The organism is Streptomyces sp. NPDC056231 (assembly GCF_048270745.1).
GTDB lineage: Bacteria > Actinomycetota > Actinomycetes > Streptomycetales > Streptomycetaceae > Streptomyces.
Genome location: NZ_JBLVKW010000011.1, coordinates 31,087 through 47,098, shown reverse-complemented (window position 1 = coordinate 47,098; position 16,012 = coordinate 31,087). Strand labels below are relative to the sequence as shown.

General features: G+C 69.2%; 15 protein-coding genes. 13 read left to right on the top strand and 2 right to left on the bottom strand.

Going from position 1 to position 16,012, the window contains the following annotated elements:
• Window position 1 precedes the first annotated feature (1 nt).
• From ACNPQM_RS12065 to ACNPQM_RS12015, 11 genes are all read left to right on the top strand, one after another.
• Window positions 2-1,081 (top strand): agmatine deiminase family protein, encoded by a 1,080-nt coding sequence (locus tag ACNPQM_RS12065; protein ID WP_418083966.1) that lies wholly within the window; start codon window positions 2-4, stop codon window positions 1,079-1,081.
• A 76-nt stretch (window positions 1,082-1,157) separates the two neighbouring features.
• On the top strand, window positions 1,158-2,825 hold the full coding sequence (locus ACNPQM_RS12060) for an ABC transporter substrate-binding protein (protein WP_418083965.1): 1,668 nt from the start codon (window positions 1,158-1,160) through the stop codon (window positions 2,823-2,825).
• Window positions 2,822-3,781 carry an ABC transporter permease gene (locus ACNPQM_RS12055; protein WP_358856049.1) on the top strand — a complete coding sequence of 320 codons (960 nt, stop codon included), beginning with the start codon at window positions 2,822-2,824 and terminating at the stop codon, window positions 3,779-3,781. Before ACNPQM_RS12060 ends, ACNPQM_RS12055 begins: the two co-directional genes overlap by 4 nt.
• Window positions 3,778-4,632, top strand: a complete 855-nt coding sequence (locus ACNPQM_RS12050; protein WP_418083964.1) for an ABC transporter permease — start codon at window positions 3,778-3,780, stop codon at window positions 4,630-4,632. The genes ACNPQM_RS12055 and ACNPQM_RS12050 overlap by 4 nt, the downstream gene beginning before the upstream one ends.
• A complete protein-coding gene (locus ACNPQM_RS12045; RefSeq protein ID WP_418083963.1) occupies window positions 4,629-5,606 on the top strand; it encodes an ABC transporter ATP-binding protein in 978 nt (325 codons plus the stop codon). The genes ACNPQM_RS12050 and ACNPQM_RS12045 overlap by 4 nt, the downstream gene beginning before the upstream one ends.
• Window positions 5,599-6,423: an ABC transporter ATP-binding protein gene (locus tag ACNPQM_RS12040; protein ID WP_418083962.1), complete on the top strand. Its 825-nt coding sequence runs from the start codon at window positions 5,599-5,601 to the stop codon at window positions 6,421-6,423. The genes ACNPQM_RS12045 and ACNPQM_RS12040 overlap by 8 nt, the downstream gene beginning before the upstream one ends.
• Before the next feature lie 527 nt (window positions 6,424-6,950).
• Window positions 6,951-8,207, top strand: a complete 1,257-nt coding sequence (locus tag ACNPQM_RS12035; protein ID WP_418083961.1) for a sensor histidine kinase — start codon at window positions 6,951-6,953, stop codon at window positions 8,205-8,207.
• The gene (locus ACNPQM_RS12030; RefSeq protein ID WP_358856044.1) at window positions 8,179-8,874 is read left to right on the top strand and encodes a response regulator transcription factor; all 696 of its coding nucleotides are present in this window, start codon (window positions 8,179-8,181) and stop codon (window positions 8,872-8,874) included. Before ACNPQM_RS12035 ends, ACNPQM_RS12030 begins: the two co-directional genes overlap by 29 nt.
• Window positions 8,875-9,025: 151 nt before the next feature.
• A complete protein-coding gene (locus ACNPQM_RS12025; protein ID WP_418083960.1) occupies window positions 9,026-9,964 on the top strand; it encodes an ABC transporter ATP-binding protein in 939 nt (312 codons plus the stop codon).
• A complete protein-coding gene (locus ACNPQM_RS12020) occupies window positions 9,961-10,773 on the top strand; it encodes an ABC transporter permease (RefSeq protein WP_418083959.1) in 813 nt (270 codons plus the stop codon). The genes ACNPQM_RS12025 and ACNPQM_RS12020 overlap by 4 nt, the downstream gene beginning before the upstream one ends.
• A gap of 358 nt (window positions 10,774-11,131) precedes the next feature.
• Window positions 11,132-11,596, top strand: coding sequence for a zf-HC2 domain-containing protein (locus tag ACNPQM_RS12015; RefSeq protein WP_418083958.1), 465 nt, complete (start codon window positions 11,132-11,134; stop codon window positions 11,594-11,596).
• 145 nt (window positions 11,597-11,741) lie between these two features.
• Here ACNPQM_RS12015 and ACNPQM_RS12010 read toward each other — a convergent pair whose 3' ends face one another.
• Window positions 11,742-12,275 (bottom strand): SixA phosphatase family protein, encoded by a 534-nt coding sequence (locus ACNPQM_RS12010; RefSeq protein ID WP_418083957.1) that lies wholly within the window; start codon window positions 12,273-12,275, stop codon window positions 11,742-11,744.
• A gap of 680 nt (window positions 12,276-12,955) precedes the next feature.
• Here ACNPQM_RS12010 and ACNPQM_RS12005 point away from each other — a divergent pair.
• Window positions 12,956-14,140 (top strand): AI-2E family transporter, encoded by a 1,185-nt coding sequence (locus ACNPQM_RS12005; RefSeq protein WP_418083956.1) that lies wholly within the window; start codon window positions 12,956-12,958, stop codon window positions 14,138-14,140.
• A 160-nt stretch (window positions 14,141-14,300) separates the two neighbouring features.
• Here ACNPQM_RS12005 and ACNPQM_RS12000 read toward each other — a convergent pair whose 3' ends face one another.
• Entirely contained in the window at window positions 14,301-15,239 is a 939-nt protein-coding gene (locus ACNPQM_RS12000) for an oxidoreductase (protein ID WP_418083955.1), read from the bottom strand.
• 80 nt (window positions 15,240-15,319) lie between these two features.
• Between ACNPQM_RS12000 and ACNPQM_RS11995 the strand changes: the two genes are divergently transcribed.
• A complete protein-coding gene (locus ACNPQM_RS11995) occupies window positions 15,320-15,964 on the top strand; it encodes a TetR family transcriptional regulator (RefSeq protein ID WP_418083954.1) in 645 nt (214 codons plus the stop codon).
• Window positions 15,965-16,012: the final 48 nt, after the last annotated feature.

The following is a 16,012-nucleotide window of genomic DNA, read 5'->3' as shown; positions in this document are numbered from 1 at the left end:
CTTGACTGAATTTTCAGTCAAGAACTGTTCCATCCATCTCAACGAAGAGAGATACGTGATGACCGCGTTCCGTATGCCCGCCGAATGGTCCGAGCACGAGGGCTGCCTGATGGCCTGGCCCACCCGTGCGGACCTGTGGGGCAGCGTCCTTGGCGCCGCGAAGGAGGAGTATGCGAACGTCGCCCGGGCCATCGCGGAGTTCGAGCCCGTCACCATGGTCGCCCCGCCCGGTTGCGGCGGCGATGCCCGCACATATTGCGGCGATGACGTCACGGTGGTGGAGCTGCCGCTGGACGACTCGTGGTTCCGCGACTCCGCCCCGCTGTTCGTCCTCGACGGCGACGGTCGGCGCGCCGGTGTCGACTTCCGTTTCAACGCCTGGGGCGGCAAGCACCAGCCGCACGACGCCGACGACCGTGTGAGCGGCCTGTTGCTGGACCATCTCGGCATCGAGCGGATCCACTCCGACATGGTCCTGGAGGGTGGGTCGATCACGGTCGATGGCGAGGGCACGCTGATCACCACCGAGCAGTGCCTGCTCCACCCCAACCGCAACCCCGGCATGAACCGGGACGAGATCGAGGCGGAGCTGAGGGCCCGTCTGGGCGTCAGCAAGGTGGTCTGGCTTCCGTACGGCGGTCTGCTGGACACGGAGACCGACGGTCACGTCGACGGCGTCTGCGCCTTCGCGGCCCCCGGCACGGTCGTGGTCTCCCTGCCTGACGACCCCGCACACCCTGACTTCGCCCGGATGCGCGCCAACCGCGCGGTGCTGGAGGTCACCACCGACGCCCAGGGCCGACCGCTGGAGATCATCGACGTTCCCCAGACGGCGTTCGTCGACCTGGCCCGCGCCCCCGGCGGCCAGGTCGAGGTGTCCTACCTGAACCACTACATCGCCAACGGCGGTGTCGTCGTCCCGGTGGCCGGTCTGCCCCAGGACGAGGACGCCCTCGCCGTGATCGCCTCGGCCTACCCCGGCCGCAAGGTCGTCGGCGTTCCGGCACCCGCGATCGCATTCGGCGGCGGCGGCGTCCACTGCATCACCCAGCAGATCCCCCTGGCGCCCCCCATCGCATGAAACCGGAATCAACCTGGCCGACGGGCCGGCCCCACGGCCCGTCGGCCACCCCGCCGAATGGAGAGAAAGCGCCACGATGACCACACCACCCCCACCCTGCACCAGTAGACGGCGCCGCGGCGTGCGCGGCGGCTTCGCCGCGGCAACCGCCGCACTGTCCTCGTTCGCCTTGCTCGCGGCCTGCGCAGGCCCTCCCAGGAGCGGGGCGGACACCCTCGGTACCTCCTTCACTCTGTCGCCGGGAACACCGCGGGCCAGGGGGAAGATCGACTCCTTCACCTGGGCTGTCTACGCCGAGCCCCCCACGCTGGACTACACCGTGGCGTTCGACTACCCGCAGAACACGATCCTGTCCAACGTGTGCGAGAGCCTGATGCGTTGGACACCGGGACTCACCATGGAGCCGGGTCTGGCCCGAAAGGCATCGAATCCCGACCCCACCACCTGGGTCTACGATCTGCGCCCGGGCGTGCGCTTCCACGACGGCAAGGAGATGACTGCCGACGACGTGGTCTTCAGCCTGGGCCGGCAGATGAACCCGGACAACGCCGCCGCCTGGGCCCAGGTGTTCCAGAACGTCGCCTCCGTGGAGAAGACCGGCCCGCTCCAGGTCACCGTCAAGCTCAAGAAGGCAGACTCCCAGTTCCCCCAGTACATGGCTACCGCCGCGGGCGTGGTGGCCTCCAAGGCCGGTGTCGAGGCAGCAGGCAGGGACTACGGCACCTCCGGCGGCCTTGCCTGCACCGGTCCGTTCGAGCTGGGCACCTGGAACAAGGGCCAGTCGATCGAGCTGGATCGCTTCGACGGCTACTGGGGTACCAAGGCCAAGTCCGGCACAGCGGTGTTCCGCTTCCTGACCGACCCCTCCGCCCGTACCAACGCCCTGCTCAGCGGGGAAGCCGACGGCGGATATCTGATCCCCACCGAGAGCTACGCCCGGCTGCGCAACAGCGACGCGGGCACCCTGTACTTCGGCGAGGGCCTCAGCACCGTCAACGTCAACATCACCGACATGCAGGGCCCGCTCGGCGACATCCGCGTACGCCGCGCACTGTCCCTGGCCCTCGACCGGTCCGGGTTCGTCAAGGCAGGCCTCGGCGGCGCCGGCACCGCCACCAACTCGCTCACCACCCGTGCCGCCTGGGGCGAATCCTCGGAACAGACCAGGAAGGCCGCTTTCGACAGCCTGCCGCCGACCACCCAGGACATCGAGAAGGCCAAGGCGCTGATCAAGGAGGCCGATGCCACCGGCAGGACTCTGACCGTTGCCACCAGCTCCATCGGTCAGGACGTCTCCCTCCTGGCCACCGCGGTCCAGGCAGCCGGCACCCGGATCGGCCTGAGAATCCAGCTCAAGACCATCGCACCGAACGCGTTCACCGCGCTGTTCACCGATCCCAAGGCGCGCGAGGGCATCGACATGTTCCCGCTCACCTACTATGACTCGATCACCGACCCGCTGGACCTGCTGGCGAACTTCAAGACCGGCGCCTACCTGAACTTCGCCGGTTTCAGCGACAAGGCGTACGACGAGCTGGTCGACCGGGCCACCGCCGTCTACCACCCGGACCGGCGGCTGCAGGTGGAGGCCGAACTTCAGAAGCACGCTGCCGAGCAACTGCTGTGGATCCCGGTCGCGGAGTGGCCCACAGCGGTGTTCCTCAACAAGAGGATCACAGGCGCTCCCACGACCATCTCGTACATGTACTACCCGTGGGCCGCCGATGTGGGGGCCGCGACGTGAACTTCGTCAGATTCGCGGTGCGGCGGATGGCGGAGATGGCCGCCACTCTGCTCGGTGCGTCGTTCGTGGTCTTCGGTGCGATGTACCTTGCGCCGGGCAGCCCGGCGAGTTTCCTGCTCTCGGGCCGCTCGGCCTCGCCGGAGGCGCTCGCCGTGATCAACGCCCAGTACCACCTGGACGACCCGTTCGTCATCCGGTACCTCCAGTGGCTCGGCGACGTGATGCAGGGCGACTTCGGGCGCTCGATCACCTACCGCACCGACGTGTCCCGACTTCTGGTAGACCGCCTTCCCACCACCCTGCTGCTGATCGCGATGGCGCTGGTCGTGGTCGTGGTCGTCGGCCTGCTGCTCGGCCGGCTCGCCGCCGTGCGCGGCGGCGCCACCGACTCCGCGATCCTGGTCACCACTACGCTCGCCGTCGGCACCCCGTCCTTCGTCGCGGCCGTCCTGCTCCAGGGCCTTTTCGCCGTCGGCCTCGGCTGGTTCCCGAGCAGTGGAGCGGGCGAGGGCTTCGGTGACATGGTCTGGCACCTGACTCTCCCGGCAATCGCGCTCGCTCTCTACCTGATCGGCATGCTTGCCCGGGTCACCCGCTCGGCCATGCTCGAAGCCCTCGGAAGTGAGCACGTCACGGTGGCTCGCAGCCGCGGTGTCCCCGAACGCCAGGTGATCAGCCGTCATGTGTTCCGCAACTCGCTGGGCACCGTCCTGACCACCGGCGGACTGATCGTCTCGACGCTCCTGGTCTGCACGATCCTGGTGGAGAGTGCCTTCAGTATCGGCGGCATCGGCCAGCTCCTCGAACTGTCCACCACCACCAAGGACTTCCCCACAGTCCAGGCCATCTCCCTGATCATCGTCGCCCTGTTCATGATCGTGAACCTCATCGTCGACCTGCTGCTGCCCCTGGTCGACCCACGGATCACCGTCGGATCGAGGAGGTCCTCCACATGACCGCCGTCCTCACCCGCCGGCCCGGCCTCTCCAGGATCCGCTCCGTCCGGTCACCGCTCTATGCGATCTGTCTGGGATTCGTCGCCCTCGTCGTCGCAGCCGCGTTGCTCGCCCCCTGGGCGGTGCCCTACGACCCCAACAGCATCGACCTGGGCAACGCACTCGCCGGACCCTCCGCCGGGCATCCCCTCGGTGTGGACGCAGCCGGCCGTGACACCCTCTCCCGTCTGCTCCTCGGAGCCCGCACCTCGCTGCTGGGCCCCCTCGGGGTAGTCGTGTTCTCCACCGTCGCGGGCGTGGCCATCGGTACGGCCGCCGCCTGGAAAGGCGGGTGGATCGACTCCGCCCTCTCCCGCAGCACGGAACTGGTCTTCGCCTTCCCCGGAATGCTGCTGGCCATTCTGATCATCTCGGTCTACGGCGAGGGGCTGCTCGCCCCGGTCATCGCGCTGGCCGTCGCCTACCTCCCCTACGTCAGCCGCCTGACCCGCTCCCTGGTCCTGGCCGAACGCGAACGCCCTTACATCAGTGCCTATCAGGTCCAGGGCCATGCACCGATTCAGATCTGTCTGCGCCACATCCTGCCCAACATCGCCCCCGTCGCCCTCGCCCAGTCCACCATCAACTTCGGCTATGCCCTCATGGACCTCGCCGGCCTTTCCTTCCTCGGACTCGGCGTGCCCGCGCTGACCCCCGACTGGGGCCGCATGGTCTTCGACGGACAGACCGCCATCCAGTACGGCTACCCGCTGTCCGCGATCCTGCCCTCGGTCCTCATCGTGCTGACCGTGGTCGCCTTCAACGTGGTCGGTGAACGCTGGGCCGACCGCGTCGCCAGGAGAGAGCGATGAACACACTCGACATCCAAGGGCTGCGGATCACCCTGCCCGGCACCGCCCGCCCGGTCCTCGACGGTGTCGACCTCACGGTCGCCGCAGGCGAAACCGTCGCCCTCGTCGGTGAGTCCGGCTCCGGGAAGACCCTTACCTCCCGCAGCGCACTACGTCTGCTACCGGCCGGCGCCACCACCGAGGGTGCCGTCCGCGTCAACGGCCATGACGTGCTCACCATGCACACCGATCAGCTGCGCGCCCTGCGCACCGGCACAGTGGCCATGATCTTCCAGGATCCGCGTGCCGCCATCAACCCGCTGCGCCGCATCGGTGACTTCCTCACCGAAAGCGTCCGTCGCACCCGCATCATGAACCGGACGGACGCGTCCGTCCGGGCCACCGAGCTGCTCCGGGCGGTCGGGCTGGACGCCTCCGCCCTGCACAAGTACCCCAGCCAGGTTTCCGGCGGCATGCTGCAGCGCGTCATGATCGCAGCGGCCCTGATGGGTTACCCGGCCCTCCTGCTCGCCGATGAGCCCACCACCGCCCTGGACGTCACCACGCAGGCCGAGGTCGTTGCCCTCCTCGCCGAACTGCGTGAACGCTTCAGCACCGGACTGCTGTTCGTCACCCACGATCTCGACCTCGCCGCCGCCATCAGTGACCGCGTCTACGTCATGTACGCAGGGCGGATCGCCGAGAGGGGCCCCGCGGAAACCCTCTTCACACACCCGCGCCACCCCTATACGGCGGCTCTGCTCGCCTCCACGCCCCGTCTCACGACTCCCGGCGGCAGACTCGCCGCAATCGACGGGCAGCCCCCCGACCTGCGCACGGTCCTGACCGGTTGCTCCTTCGCCGCCCGCTGCCCGCTCGCCACCGAGGTCTGCGACCAGCAGACGCCCGTACCCCAGCCCGTCCCGGGGCAGCCCGGACACCAGGCCGCCTGCCACCACAGCGACCGGCTCGACAGGAGCGCCGCCGATGTCTGAGCACGAACTGCAGGCCGTGGACCTGAGACGCACCTTCGGAACAGTACGCGCCGTGGACGGTGTGTCCTTCACCTTGCCGGTGGGCGGTTCCCTCGGCATCGTCGGCGAATCCGGCTCAGGCAAGACCACTACCGCCCGGATCGTCGTGGGCCTGGAGCAAGCCGACGCGGGTGAGGTCCTCGTACGGGGCCGATCCAGGCCCCGTAGCGCGCGGGGCCGCGCACAGCGTCTCGCCCGTGCCCGTGAGGTCCAGATGGTCTTCCAGGACCCCTACCTGTCCCTCGATCCGAGGACGAGCGTCGAGGCTGTCCTGCGCGAGACCCTGCGCCTGCACTTCCCCGACATGAACCACGCCCACCGTGTGCGCGAACTCCTCGACCAGGTGGGCCTCGGAACACGTGCCGCCGATGCGGTTCCCAGGCAGCTGTCCGGCGGCCAGCGCCAGCGCGTGGCCATCGCGCGGGCCCTGGCGGTGGAGCCGGCCGTTCTCGTCCTGGACGAAGCGGTTGCCGCACTCGACGTGTCGGTGCAGGCGCAGATCCTCAACCTGCTGGCTGACATCCGGCAACAGACGTCGATCTGCTATCTGTTCATCACCCACGACCTCGGCGTGGTCCGGTGCGTCACCGACGACGTCATCGTCATGCGCCACGGCAGAGTCGTTGAGGCCGGCGCCACCGCCGACGTGCTTGCCGCGCCTCAGCACCCCTACACCCGGCTCCTCCTTGAGTCCGTGCCCCATCCCGGCTGGGACCCGGAACGGATTGCGGCTGCCCGACGAGCTCTCGGACAGGCCGTCACCGGCACGACCACGTAAGACCGACGGGCAATTGGGGGGCGTGCCCCAGCCCCGTGACGCCGCCCCCCAAATGCCGGTCGGTCCAAGTCTTTCCACCCGACTGCGGACACTCCGCGAACAGTCCTCACAGGAGGCACAAGTGAACGATCACGCAGCGATCCGACCCTCCGGATCGGGCCCGGGCAGGCGAAGTTCCTGGGCAGCCGCAAGCCTGACCGCAAGGGGAGCGGCCCTGGCGGCGGCAGCCCAGGAACGCGGGGGCCGCGTTCCGACCGAGCCGGACCACAGCCCCGGCAGGCTCCTTCATTGTCCCGGTCGAGGACGTCCGCCGCACTTGCACCTGGATGGCCTGGCCGGACAGCACCGCCATCTGGGGGCGTGTGCTCAGAGGAGTTCAGGCGGATATCCCACTGATCGCCCGGACCATCGCCGCATACGACCCCGTCATCATGTGCGCCGACTATGCGGGCGACGCCAGGGCGCGGTCGGCTGCCCTGCCGAAGCGACGCAATGCCTGGCCCAGCCACCGCGCTTACGGTGGTGAGATGGCAGTCATCAACGGTTGGAGGCGGGAAGCACGAGCCAGGCCCGGCGTGGTGGACGCGCTGATGTCGGCCGTGCTGTTCGCGCTGTCGGTTGTGGCTTCTGCTGTTGTGCCGGACGAGCACCGGATCGAGTACCGGTGGCAGGGCGTGGTGCTGGCGGCGGTCGGCTGCTCGGCGTTGATGTGGCGGCGTCGTCACCCATTCGGCGTACTGGCTGTCGCGGTCGGCTGCGGGGTGCTTTTTCAGGTGCTCGGATTCCGGGAGAGCCCGGTGGTGGCCAGCCCGGTCGATGTGTCCATCTACACCGTGGCGGTGCAGACCGACCGGCGCACCACCTGGACCGCGACGTCGATAACGGCCGCCGTCCTGGTGGGGGCGGCCGTGGTGTTCGCCCCGGGATCGTGGCTGGAGCCGGAGAAGGCGGTGATGCTGGCGTGGACGGCTCTGTCGGCCGCCATCGGGGACGCGGTGCGGTCACGTCGTGCCTATGTGGCAGCCGTGGAGGAACGGGCGGAGAACGCGGAGCGGACCCGTGAGCAGGAGGCACAGCAGCGGGTGGCGGCTGAGCGGGTCCGGATCGCGCGCGAGCTGCACGACGTCGTCGCGCACCACATCGCCTTGATCAACGCTCAGGCAGGCGTTGCCGTCCATCTCGCGGAGCGGCAGCCGGAGCAGACACTCGCCGCTCTGGAGAACATCCGGGACACCAGCCGGTCGGCGCTGGACGAACTGCGCGTGACCGTCGGCCTGCTACGGCAGTCGGGTGATCCGGCCGCGCCGCGCGATCCGATGCCGGGTCTGACGCAGCTGCCGGCTCTGCTGGCGTCGTTCGAAGGCGCCGGCCTGGCTGTCAGGCACAGTCAGCGGGGTGTCAGTGAACCTCTGACGCCGGCAGTCGACCTGGCCGCGTACCGCATCGTGCAAGAGGCCCTGACCAATGTGCACAAGCACGCCGGCGCGGACCACGCCCGATTGTTCCTGCACTACCGCCCCGAATGGCTGACGATCACCATCGAGGACGACGGACGCGTCGGACCGAACCACCAGCCGACCCAGGGAACGGGGCACGGGCTGATCGGGATGCGCGAGCGGGCAGCCATCGTCGGGGGCACGCTGTACGCGGGAGCCCGCCCGCAGGGCGGCTTCGTTGTGACTGCCGATCTGCCCCTGCGAGCCGCAACGGCCACGGGCGGTCCGGCAACGAACGGACCGCCGAGGAGAGATGGGTATGACGATCCGCGTTCTGCTCGCCGATGACCAGGCCCTGCTGAGGGGCACCTTCAGGATGCTGTTCGATTCTGCGGACGACATGGAGACCGTGGGCGAGGCGTCCAACGGCCGCGAGGCGGTGGAGCTGGCCCATGCACAGCACCCGGATGTGCTCCTGATGGACATCCGCATGCCCGAGATGGACGGCCTCGCCGCGACGCGGCTGATCGGCGAGTCGGAGGACCTTGCAGGGGTGAAGGTCCTCATTCTGACCACCTTCGAGGACGACGAGTACGTCGCCGAGGCGCTGCGCGCGGGTGCGAGCGGCTTTCTCGGCAAGGGTGCGCGGCCCGAGGAGCTTCTCGAGGCCGTCCGCACGATCGCCGCCGGGGAAGCGCTGCTGTGCCCGTCTGCCGCCCGAGCGCTGATCACGCGGTTCCTGATGCAGCCCGAAGCGTTCCCGGCAGCCATGCACGAGCGGCTGGAGTGCCTGACACCACGGGAACGCGATGTCCTGGCGCTCGTCGCGCTGGGCCTGTCGAACGAAGAGATCGCCGATCGCCTGGTCATCAGCCCGCTGACCGCCAAAACCCACGTGAACCGGGCCATGACCAAGCTGGCGGCTCGTGACCGGGCCCAGCTCGTGGTCATCGCCTACCAGAGCGGCCTGGTCAGCCCGGCGACGGAGCCGAGTCGCTCAGCAACATCCGCGTAATCACCCCGGCACAGGTACCTGCCGGGGTCCGTCCCTGCTGTAGGCCGGCGGACTGCGTACCACGGACGTGGTACCCCGGAATCGCTGCACGGGGACGATGCGCAAGGGGCCGTCTCCGGGCGAAAGTGAGGTGGTGAACGGAGGTTTCGCAATGATCGAAGCCCACTGCCTGACCAAGAGGTACGGCGACAGAACGGCTGTCGAGGACTTGTCCTTCACGGTCCGCCCCGGCATCGTGACGGGGTTCCTCGGTCCCAATGGGGCCGGCAAATCCACCACCATGCGGCTCATCCTCGGCCTGGACGCCCCCACCGCAGGGCATGTCACCGTCAACGGCCGCCCCTATGCAATGCACGAAGCGCCCTTGCGCGAGGTCGGGGCGATGCTGGAGGCCCGCGCCATCCACACCGGCCGCACCGCCTACCACCACCTGCTGGCCCTGGCCGCCACCACTGGCATCCCCCGCCGGCGCGTGAACGAGGTCATCGACCTCGTAGGCCTGCGCGATGTCGCCGACAAGCGGGCCGGCGGGTTCTCCCTGGGCATGGGCCAGCGTCTCGGCATCGCCAGCGCACTTCTCGGCGACCCGGCCACGGTCATCCTCGACGAGCCGGTCAACGGCCTCGACCCGGAGGGCATCCGTTGGATTCGCAATCTCCTCAAGAGCTTGGCGGGCGAGGGGCGCACGGTGTTCGTCTCGTCGCATCTGATGAGCGAGATGGCGCTCACCGCCGAACATCTCGTCGTCATCGGCCGCGGCCGGCTCATCGCCGACACCTCGGTCGAGGAATTCACCCGCGGCGCGGCCCGCACCGTGGTGCGCGTGCGGTGCCCGGAGATCGGCCGCTTGAAGCGTCTGCTGGCCGGCCCGGACGTCACCCTCACCTCCTGCGCGCCCCACACCTTGGAGGTAGTCGGCCTGACGAGTGACCACATCGGCTCGGTCGCCGCCGGGCACGGGCTCACCCTGCTCGAACTCTCTCCCCAGAGGATCTCTCTGGAAGAGGCATTCATGGAACTGACCCGGGACGCGGTCGAGTACCGCGCCAACAGCACTGACGAGCCGCTCGAGGTAAGGAGCACGTCATGACTACGGTCCTTACGTACTCGCTCGACTCGGCAGCGCGCCCCGGCAAGGTGACCCTGCGGCGGGTCCTCAAGTCCGAATGGATCAAGCTGCGCACCGTGCGCTCCACGTCGATCACCTTGCTCACCGCCGTGGTAGCGATGGTCGGGTTGGGCATGCTGGTCAGTCACCTGCGGGCAGGCCACCTCGACGCGCGAGAACTGGCGCACTTCAACGGGGCCGAGGTCAGCCTGGGCATGTACCGGCCCGCACAGTTGGCCATCGGTGTCCTCGGCGTCATGGTGTTCACCAGTGAGTACTCCACCGGAATGATCCACGCCACGCTCACGGCCGTCCCCAGGCGGCTGCCCATGCTGCTGGCCAAGGCCGCCGTCTTCACCGGCGTCGTCCTCGTCCTGATGACCGCAGCCGCTTTCGCCGCCTTCTTCGGTGGCCAGGCTGTCCTGTCCTCCGCCCACCTGAACACGCATCTGTCCGACCCCGGCGTCACCCGTGTGGTTTTCGGAACCGCCCTCTACCTCACTGTCGTCGGACTGTTCGGCGTCGCTCTGGGCGCCATCATCCGCAGCTCTGCGGGAGCCATCGCCACGCTGGTGGGCATCCTGCTCGTCCTGCCCGGACTCGGCGCCCTGCTGCCGGCCGACTGGGCTCAGCACATCGACCCCTACCTGCCCAGCAACGCCGGACAAGCCGTGCTCTCCGTCGTCCCCGATCCCGCGATGGCTCCCTGGACAGGGCTGTCACTGTGCGCCGGATACGCAGCCGCCCTCCTGGGCCTCGCGGCCTGGCTCCTCAAGCGACGCGACGCCTGACCGGCGCAGGACGAAGCCGCACAGCGCCCGTCACCGCTCCTCCGGGCCGCGGCCCCGGCGCCCACGGCACCGCGCATCATTCGCTGCGCCGCCCGCCCGCCGCATCCCCGATCCACGGCTGAACCTCCTGGATCTTCCCGCTGCTGTTCGCAGCCGCAGTCTTCCTCTCCCGGCGCCGGGCCTGCCCGCAGAGCGGAGGCCCCGCCGATCGAAGGCGACCCACACCCATCAGGACAGCACCGCCGAACAGACCACGTCCACCGTGGACGTCACCGAGCAGGACCAGGACGGCGCCCGCGCCTGAACCCCATGGCCGCACCGACCGCGCGGCCCCCCCCGCACCGAGAGGACACCCGCCATGTTCACCACACCCCAGGAATGCAGCACGATCAGTGAGCTGCTGGCCGGATACGCACTCAATGCCCTCGCCGCCGACGAAACCGCTCGGGTCCGCGCCCACCTGACGACCTGCTCCGCCTGCCGGGACGAACACGACTGCCTCGCAGCGGTGAGCGCGCACCTGCCCTTGCTCCGCGATGCTCTCGCCCGCGACACCGGCCGGCGGCAGCACCTGTACGTGCCCGCCCCGGCGGAGGGCTGCCACACGCCCCGTCACCAGCCCCGTCGGCGTCGGCCGGCCCGGGGGGTCATGGCCAGGCAGCTCACGCTCACCCAACTGGTGAGCAGGACGCGTGCATCGGGTGAATCCGGCAAGAGCGTAGGCAGGGATGCCCAGGGCCCCCGGGCAACGGCAGACGGCGCGGAGGGGCCGGCCGCGCCTCAGCCTCTCCGCCGGGTGGCCACACCGCGGCCGGCCGCGTGAGGCCGAGGCGGGCCGACCGGGCCCTGCGGTCGTATACGCCTCGCCCGGCCGTTGAGGTTCGTTGCCCAGCGCTCCTCCCATGGTCTCGTCAACCACCGGATCGTCATCGGAGCGCTGGTGTTCGGCCTGCTGGGGGCGGGGGTGCTCAGCGCCTGACGGTCAGGCCGCGGGGAATCGCGAAGGCGGTGAGTGCCGCGCTGCCGGGTTCGAGCCGGGCCCACGGGCCCGGGAACAGGAGCACGGCGATGGCCGAGGTCGGGAACTTTCCGTGGGCCCCTGCGAGTGCCTGGTCGTCACCTTCTCCGGCCAGGGACAGGACCAGGTCCTGTACGCCTGGTTGATGGCCGATCAACAGCACGGTCCGCCGCCGCTCCGGGACCGCACGCACCACATCGAGCAGGGTGGAGGCGGTTGCCTCGTAGACCCGCGGCTCGAAGACCACCTTCGGAAGCACACCGAGTTCCGCCGCAACAAGCTCCCAAGTCTCACGGGTACGCCTGGAGGTAGAGCAGATGACCAGTTCAGGCACACACCGAGCCTCGCGCAGCCATCGCCCGGCCGCGGGGGCGTCCCGGCGGCCCCGCCCGGCGAGCGGACGCTCATCGTCGGTTACCCCCTCCGGCCAGGCCGACTTGGCGTGCCGCAGCACGATCAACCGGGTGTGCGCGGACCTGGGCACGGTCTCATCTCGCTTCCGCCGGCTGCCTGCCACCGACTCCGAGCCTGACGTCCTCCGCTGCCTGCCCGGATGCCGCCGGCGCGCCTGGAGCGCTCCGCGGTACGAGCGTGCAGCTCGCGAGGACGAGGAACAGCCACGTGCCCTGACCGGCTCGCAGAATCGTGAGGCCCACGGATGCTCCCTCAAACTCGATGGGTCGGTTCCCCCACTGGCGGGCCGGAAACCGGCCGCCCCTGACGGGACCAGTCTTGGTCGGCATCCGGCACCGAACCAGTCGATTGCTCCACCCGGCGGAATGCGCAAGGGAGCACCCCGGATACGGACCGGTTCATGACGGCGGCGTGGTGGGAGGCCCACCGTCGCCGGAAGTTCCGCTCCTGGACGGACAGTTCACCGACGAGGGAAGCCAGCCGGGCTGCTGCCGCAGCTCCGTCCCGGCCCCGCCTGTTTGACCCGTGGCCGTCCTCGCGGGCAATCAGCCTGCGATCTCCGTCGGGTATCGGCGACTGCGCCTGTCGGGTGACTTCGCGAGTGTGCAGCCGTGGGAGCCGGGGGGACGCGGCGCCGTCTGGTACCAGCAAGGAATGCCCAGGCGATCGCATCTCCAGCCCGACAATCCGGACCCCGGCTCCCGGCCTGGAGGGCGGAGGTATCCGGTCCGTGCGGCGTCGCGCCAGGCGATGCGTGGCATCAGAGGTCCCGCACCTCGGGATCTGGGCTCGCAGCGCGCAGCGACGGACCCGACGCAGGAACTGCATGTGCCTCCCGCGCTGCGGACGGCCGCTGCCTACGCCTGGCGGACGCTCGTCGTGGGAGCTGTCGTCTACGCTGCCTTCGCCGTGCTGGGACGGTTCCACGAGGTTGCGGTAGCAGTCTTCCTCGGCCTGGTTGTCACCGCGTTGTTGCGCCCGGCGGCTGACCTCCTGGCTCGTGTGATGCCGCGGCCACTCGCGGTGGCGGTGACGCTCCTCGGCAGTATCGTCCTGGTGCTCGGCGTGCTGTCCCTGGTCGGTGAGGCGGTCGCTGGAGAACGTGCCGGGCTGGAACGGCAGTTCAGCGAGGGCCTTGCCAGGATCGAGCGGTGGCTGGAGAAGCCACCTTTCCGGTTGAACCCCGGGGCACTGGGCGACTTGCAGGTCCGGATCGGCCAGTACCTGTCCAGCCATCGGTCCACCGTGATCAGTACGGCGCTCAGCGGTGTGGGCCGACTGGTGGAGGTGATGACCGTGGTCGCTCTCGCGCTGTTCTGCTCGGTCTTCTTCATCCACTCGGGCGACCGGCAGTGGGACTGGTTGTGCGAACAGCTTCCGGCGACGGCGCGGGAGAGAATGGAGATCGCGGGACGAGCGGCGTGGCGGACGTTCACCGGGTACACCCACGGCATCGTCGTGGTGGCCACTACCAACTCCGTACTCGTGGGAATTGCCCTCCTCCTGCTCGGAGTGCCGCTGGTGATGCCGCTGGCGCTGCTGGAGTTCTTCGCCGCCTTCGTCCCACTGATCGGTTCACCCATCGCCCTCGCAGTGGCTGCCGTTGTGGCTCTGGCGTCAAAGGGCCCGCTCGTCGCGGTCGTTGTCATCGCGCTGATCGTCATCATCGGCCAGATCGAGGGGCACCTGCTGCAACCGATCGTGATGAGCTGGGCAGTCCGCCTGCATCCAGTCGTGGTCGCACTCTCGGTGATCGGCGGCGCGATTGCGGCGGGGGTTCTCGGAGCGGTGGTGATTGTTCCGCTGGTGTCCGTCGCCTGGTCGGTCCATCAGGCTCTGCAGCGGGCACGGGGATCCACGCAGTCGAAGGCCACCCGTACGCGGTCGGCGACCGGCATGCGCGGGGGACGAGGGCCGAACCGTCCCGGCATGTAGCGACCCGGGGCCGGATCTCCGACAGCGCCTCCAGCGAATAACTCGATGAGCGCTACGCCCTCTTGCACGAAGTCGACGGCACAAGCCCGGCACCGTCACCACTGAGCTGTGCCCCGGCGCCGCCGCTCCTCGTACGGGCCTGGGCGAGCGCCCCGACTGATCAGTCAGGAGTCGGAATCATGAACTGCACGTCGGTCAAGCGTTCCGACAGCTCCCACAGGCGGCGGCCGGTCTCGGTGTCGGCCGCCGTGGGGGACAATTGCACCCGCGTCGGTCCGCCGCGCAGCTCGGCCAGGCCGTCCGGCCCGATGAACTGACCGCTCTCCGCATGCGGGTCGGTCGCCGCGTACAGCTGTGGCAATGCGCCGCGGGCCGGGGGCTGGGCGAAGAGCGGGTTGCCGATGCGGCCGAATATCACCCGCCACACGGCGACCGGCGCACTCGTCTGCAGGTTGGTGGCGGTATAGCCGGGGTGGGCGAGCAGGCTGCGCACGGGGCTGCCGGCCTCGGCCAGTCGCCGGTGGAGTTCCCATCCGAAGACGGCGTTGGCCAACTTCGACTGGTTGTAGAAGGCCATGGGTGAATAGCTGCGCTCGCCGGCGAGGTCGTCGTAGTGGATGCGTCCCTGTCGGTGGTTGATCGAACTCACCGTGACCACACGGGGGTCGCGCCCGACGGCCAGCAGGTCGAGCAGTGACCCGGTGAGTGCGAAGTGGCCGAGGTGGTTGCAGGCGAACTGCAGCTCGTGGCCCTGCGCGCTCAGCGATCGAGGCGGCGCCATCACACCGGCGTTGTTGACGAGCACATCCAGCCGCGGATGGTCGGTGTGCAACTGATCGGCGAAGGCGCGGACCGAGTCGAGATCAGCCAGGTCGAGGTGGCGCACTTCGAGGCAGGCACCCGGCTGCTCGGCGGTGATCTCCGCGACCGCCCGCTGCCCCTTTCCCTCGTCGCGCACCGCGAGGATCACGTGCCCGCCCTGGCGGGCGAGCGCCCGGGTGGTCGCCAGACCGAGGCCGCTGTTGGCTCCGGTGACGATGAACACCCGCTTGGTCTGGTCCGGGATCTGCTCGACAGTCCAGCGCCGCTTCTGTGTCATATGGCATACGTTGCCTTGCGTGGCACTTGGTGTCAAGGCGCTACTGGGTGCCATACGTGGCATGGCGCTACGATTGACGGGTGAATTCCCAGCCCGAAATCAGCCTGGCCCAGCGCAAACGTCAGCTCGTCTCGAACGAGCTGACCGAAGCTGCGCTGCAGCTGCTGGCGCTGAAGGGGTTCGACGCGGTCACCATCGACGAGATCGTGGCCACGGCCGGAGTGTCCAAGCGCACTTTCTTCCGGTACTTCGCGTCCAAGGAGGACGTGGTTGTCCAGTTTCTGGCCGGCATGGGCATCGGCATGCACGCGGAGTTGGCGGCCCGCCCCATCGAGGAACGGCCCTCCGTGGCGCTGCAGCACGCCGTCTGGGTCTCCATGGCTGCCTGCGGCGACCCATCCGACCGGGCACTGCGGGTGGTGCAGCTGATTCTGCGTACCCCTGCCCTGCACGCACGCTTTCTGGAGCGCCAGGCGCAGTGGCGCGACGACCTGACGGCGGAGTTGGCGCGTCGCCTGGAGCTCGACCCCGACGCCGATCTGTACCCGCAGCTGGCCGCCGGGATGGCGCTGACCGCCTTCGGCGCCGTGCTGCAACGGTGGAGCGGCAGCGAGGGTGCCGAGGACCCTGCCGAGCTGACCGACCGGGCTTTCAAGGTGATCGCCCCGGCGTTGGACGCCGTCGAACGGCGGGCGTCTTCCGGACACACGCCGAACGGCGCCTGAGGCAGCTGCTTCGGCGGTCCTGGGGAGGTCGTCGACCGGTTTGTGCCG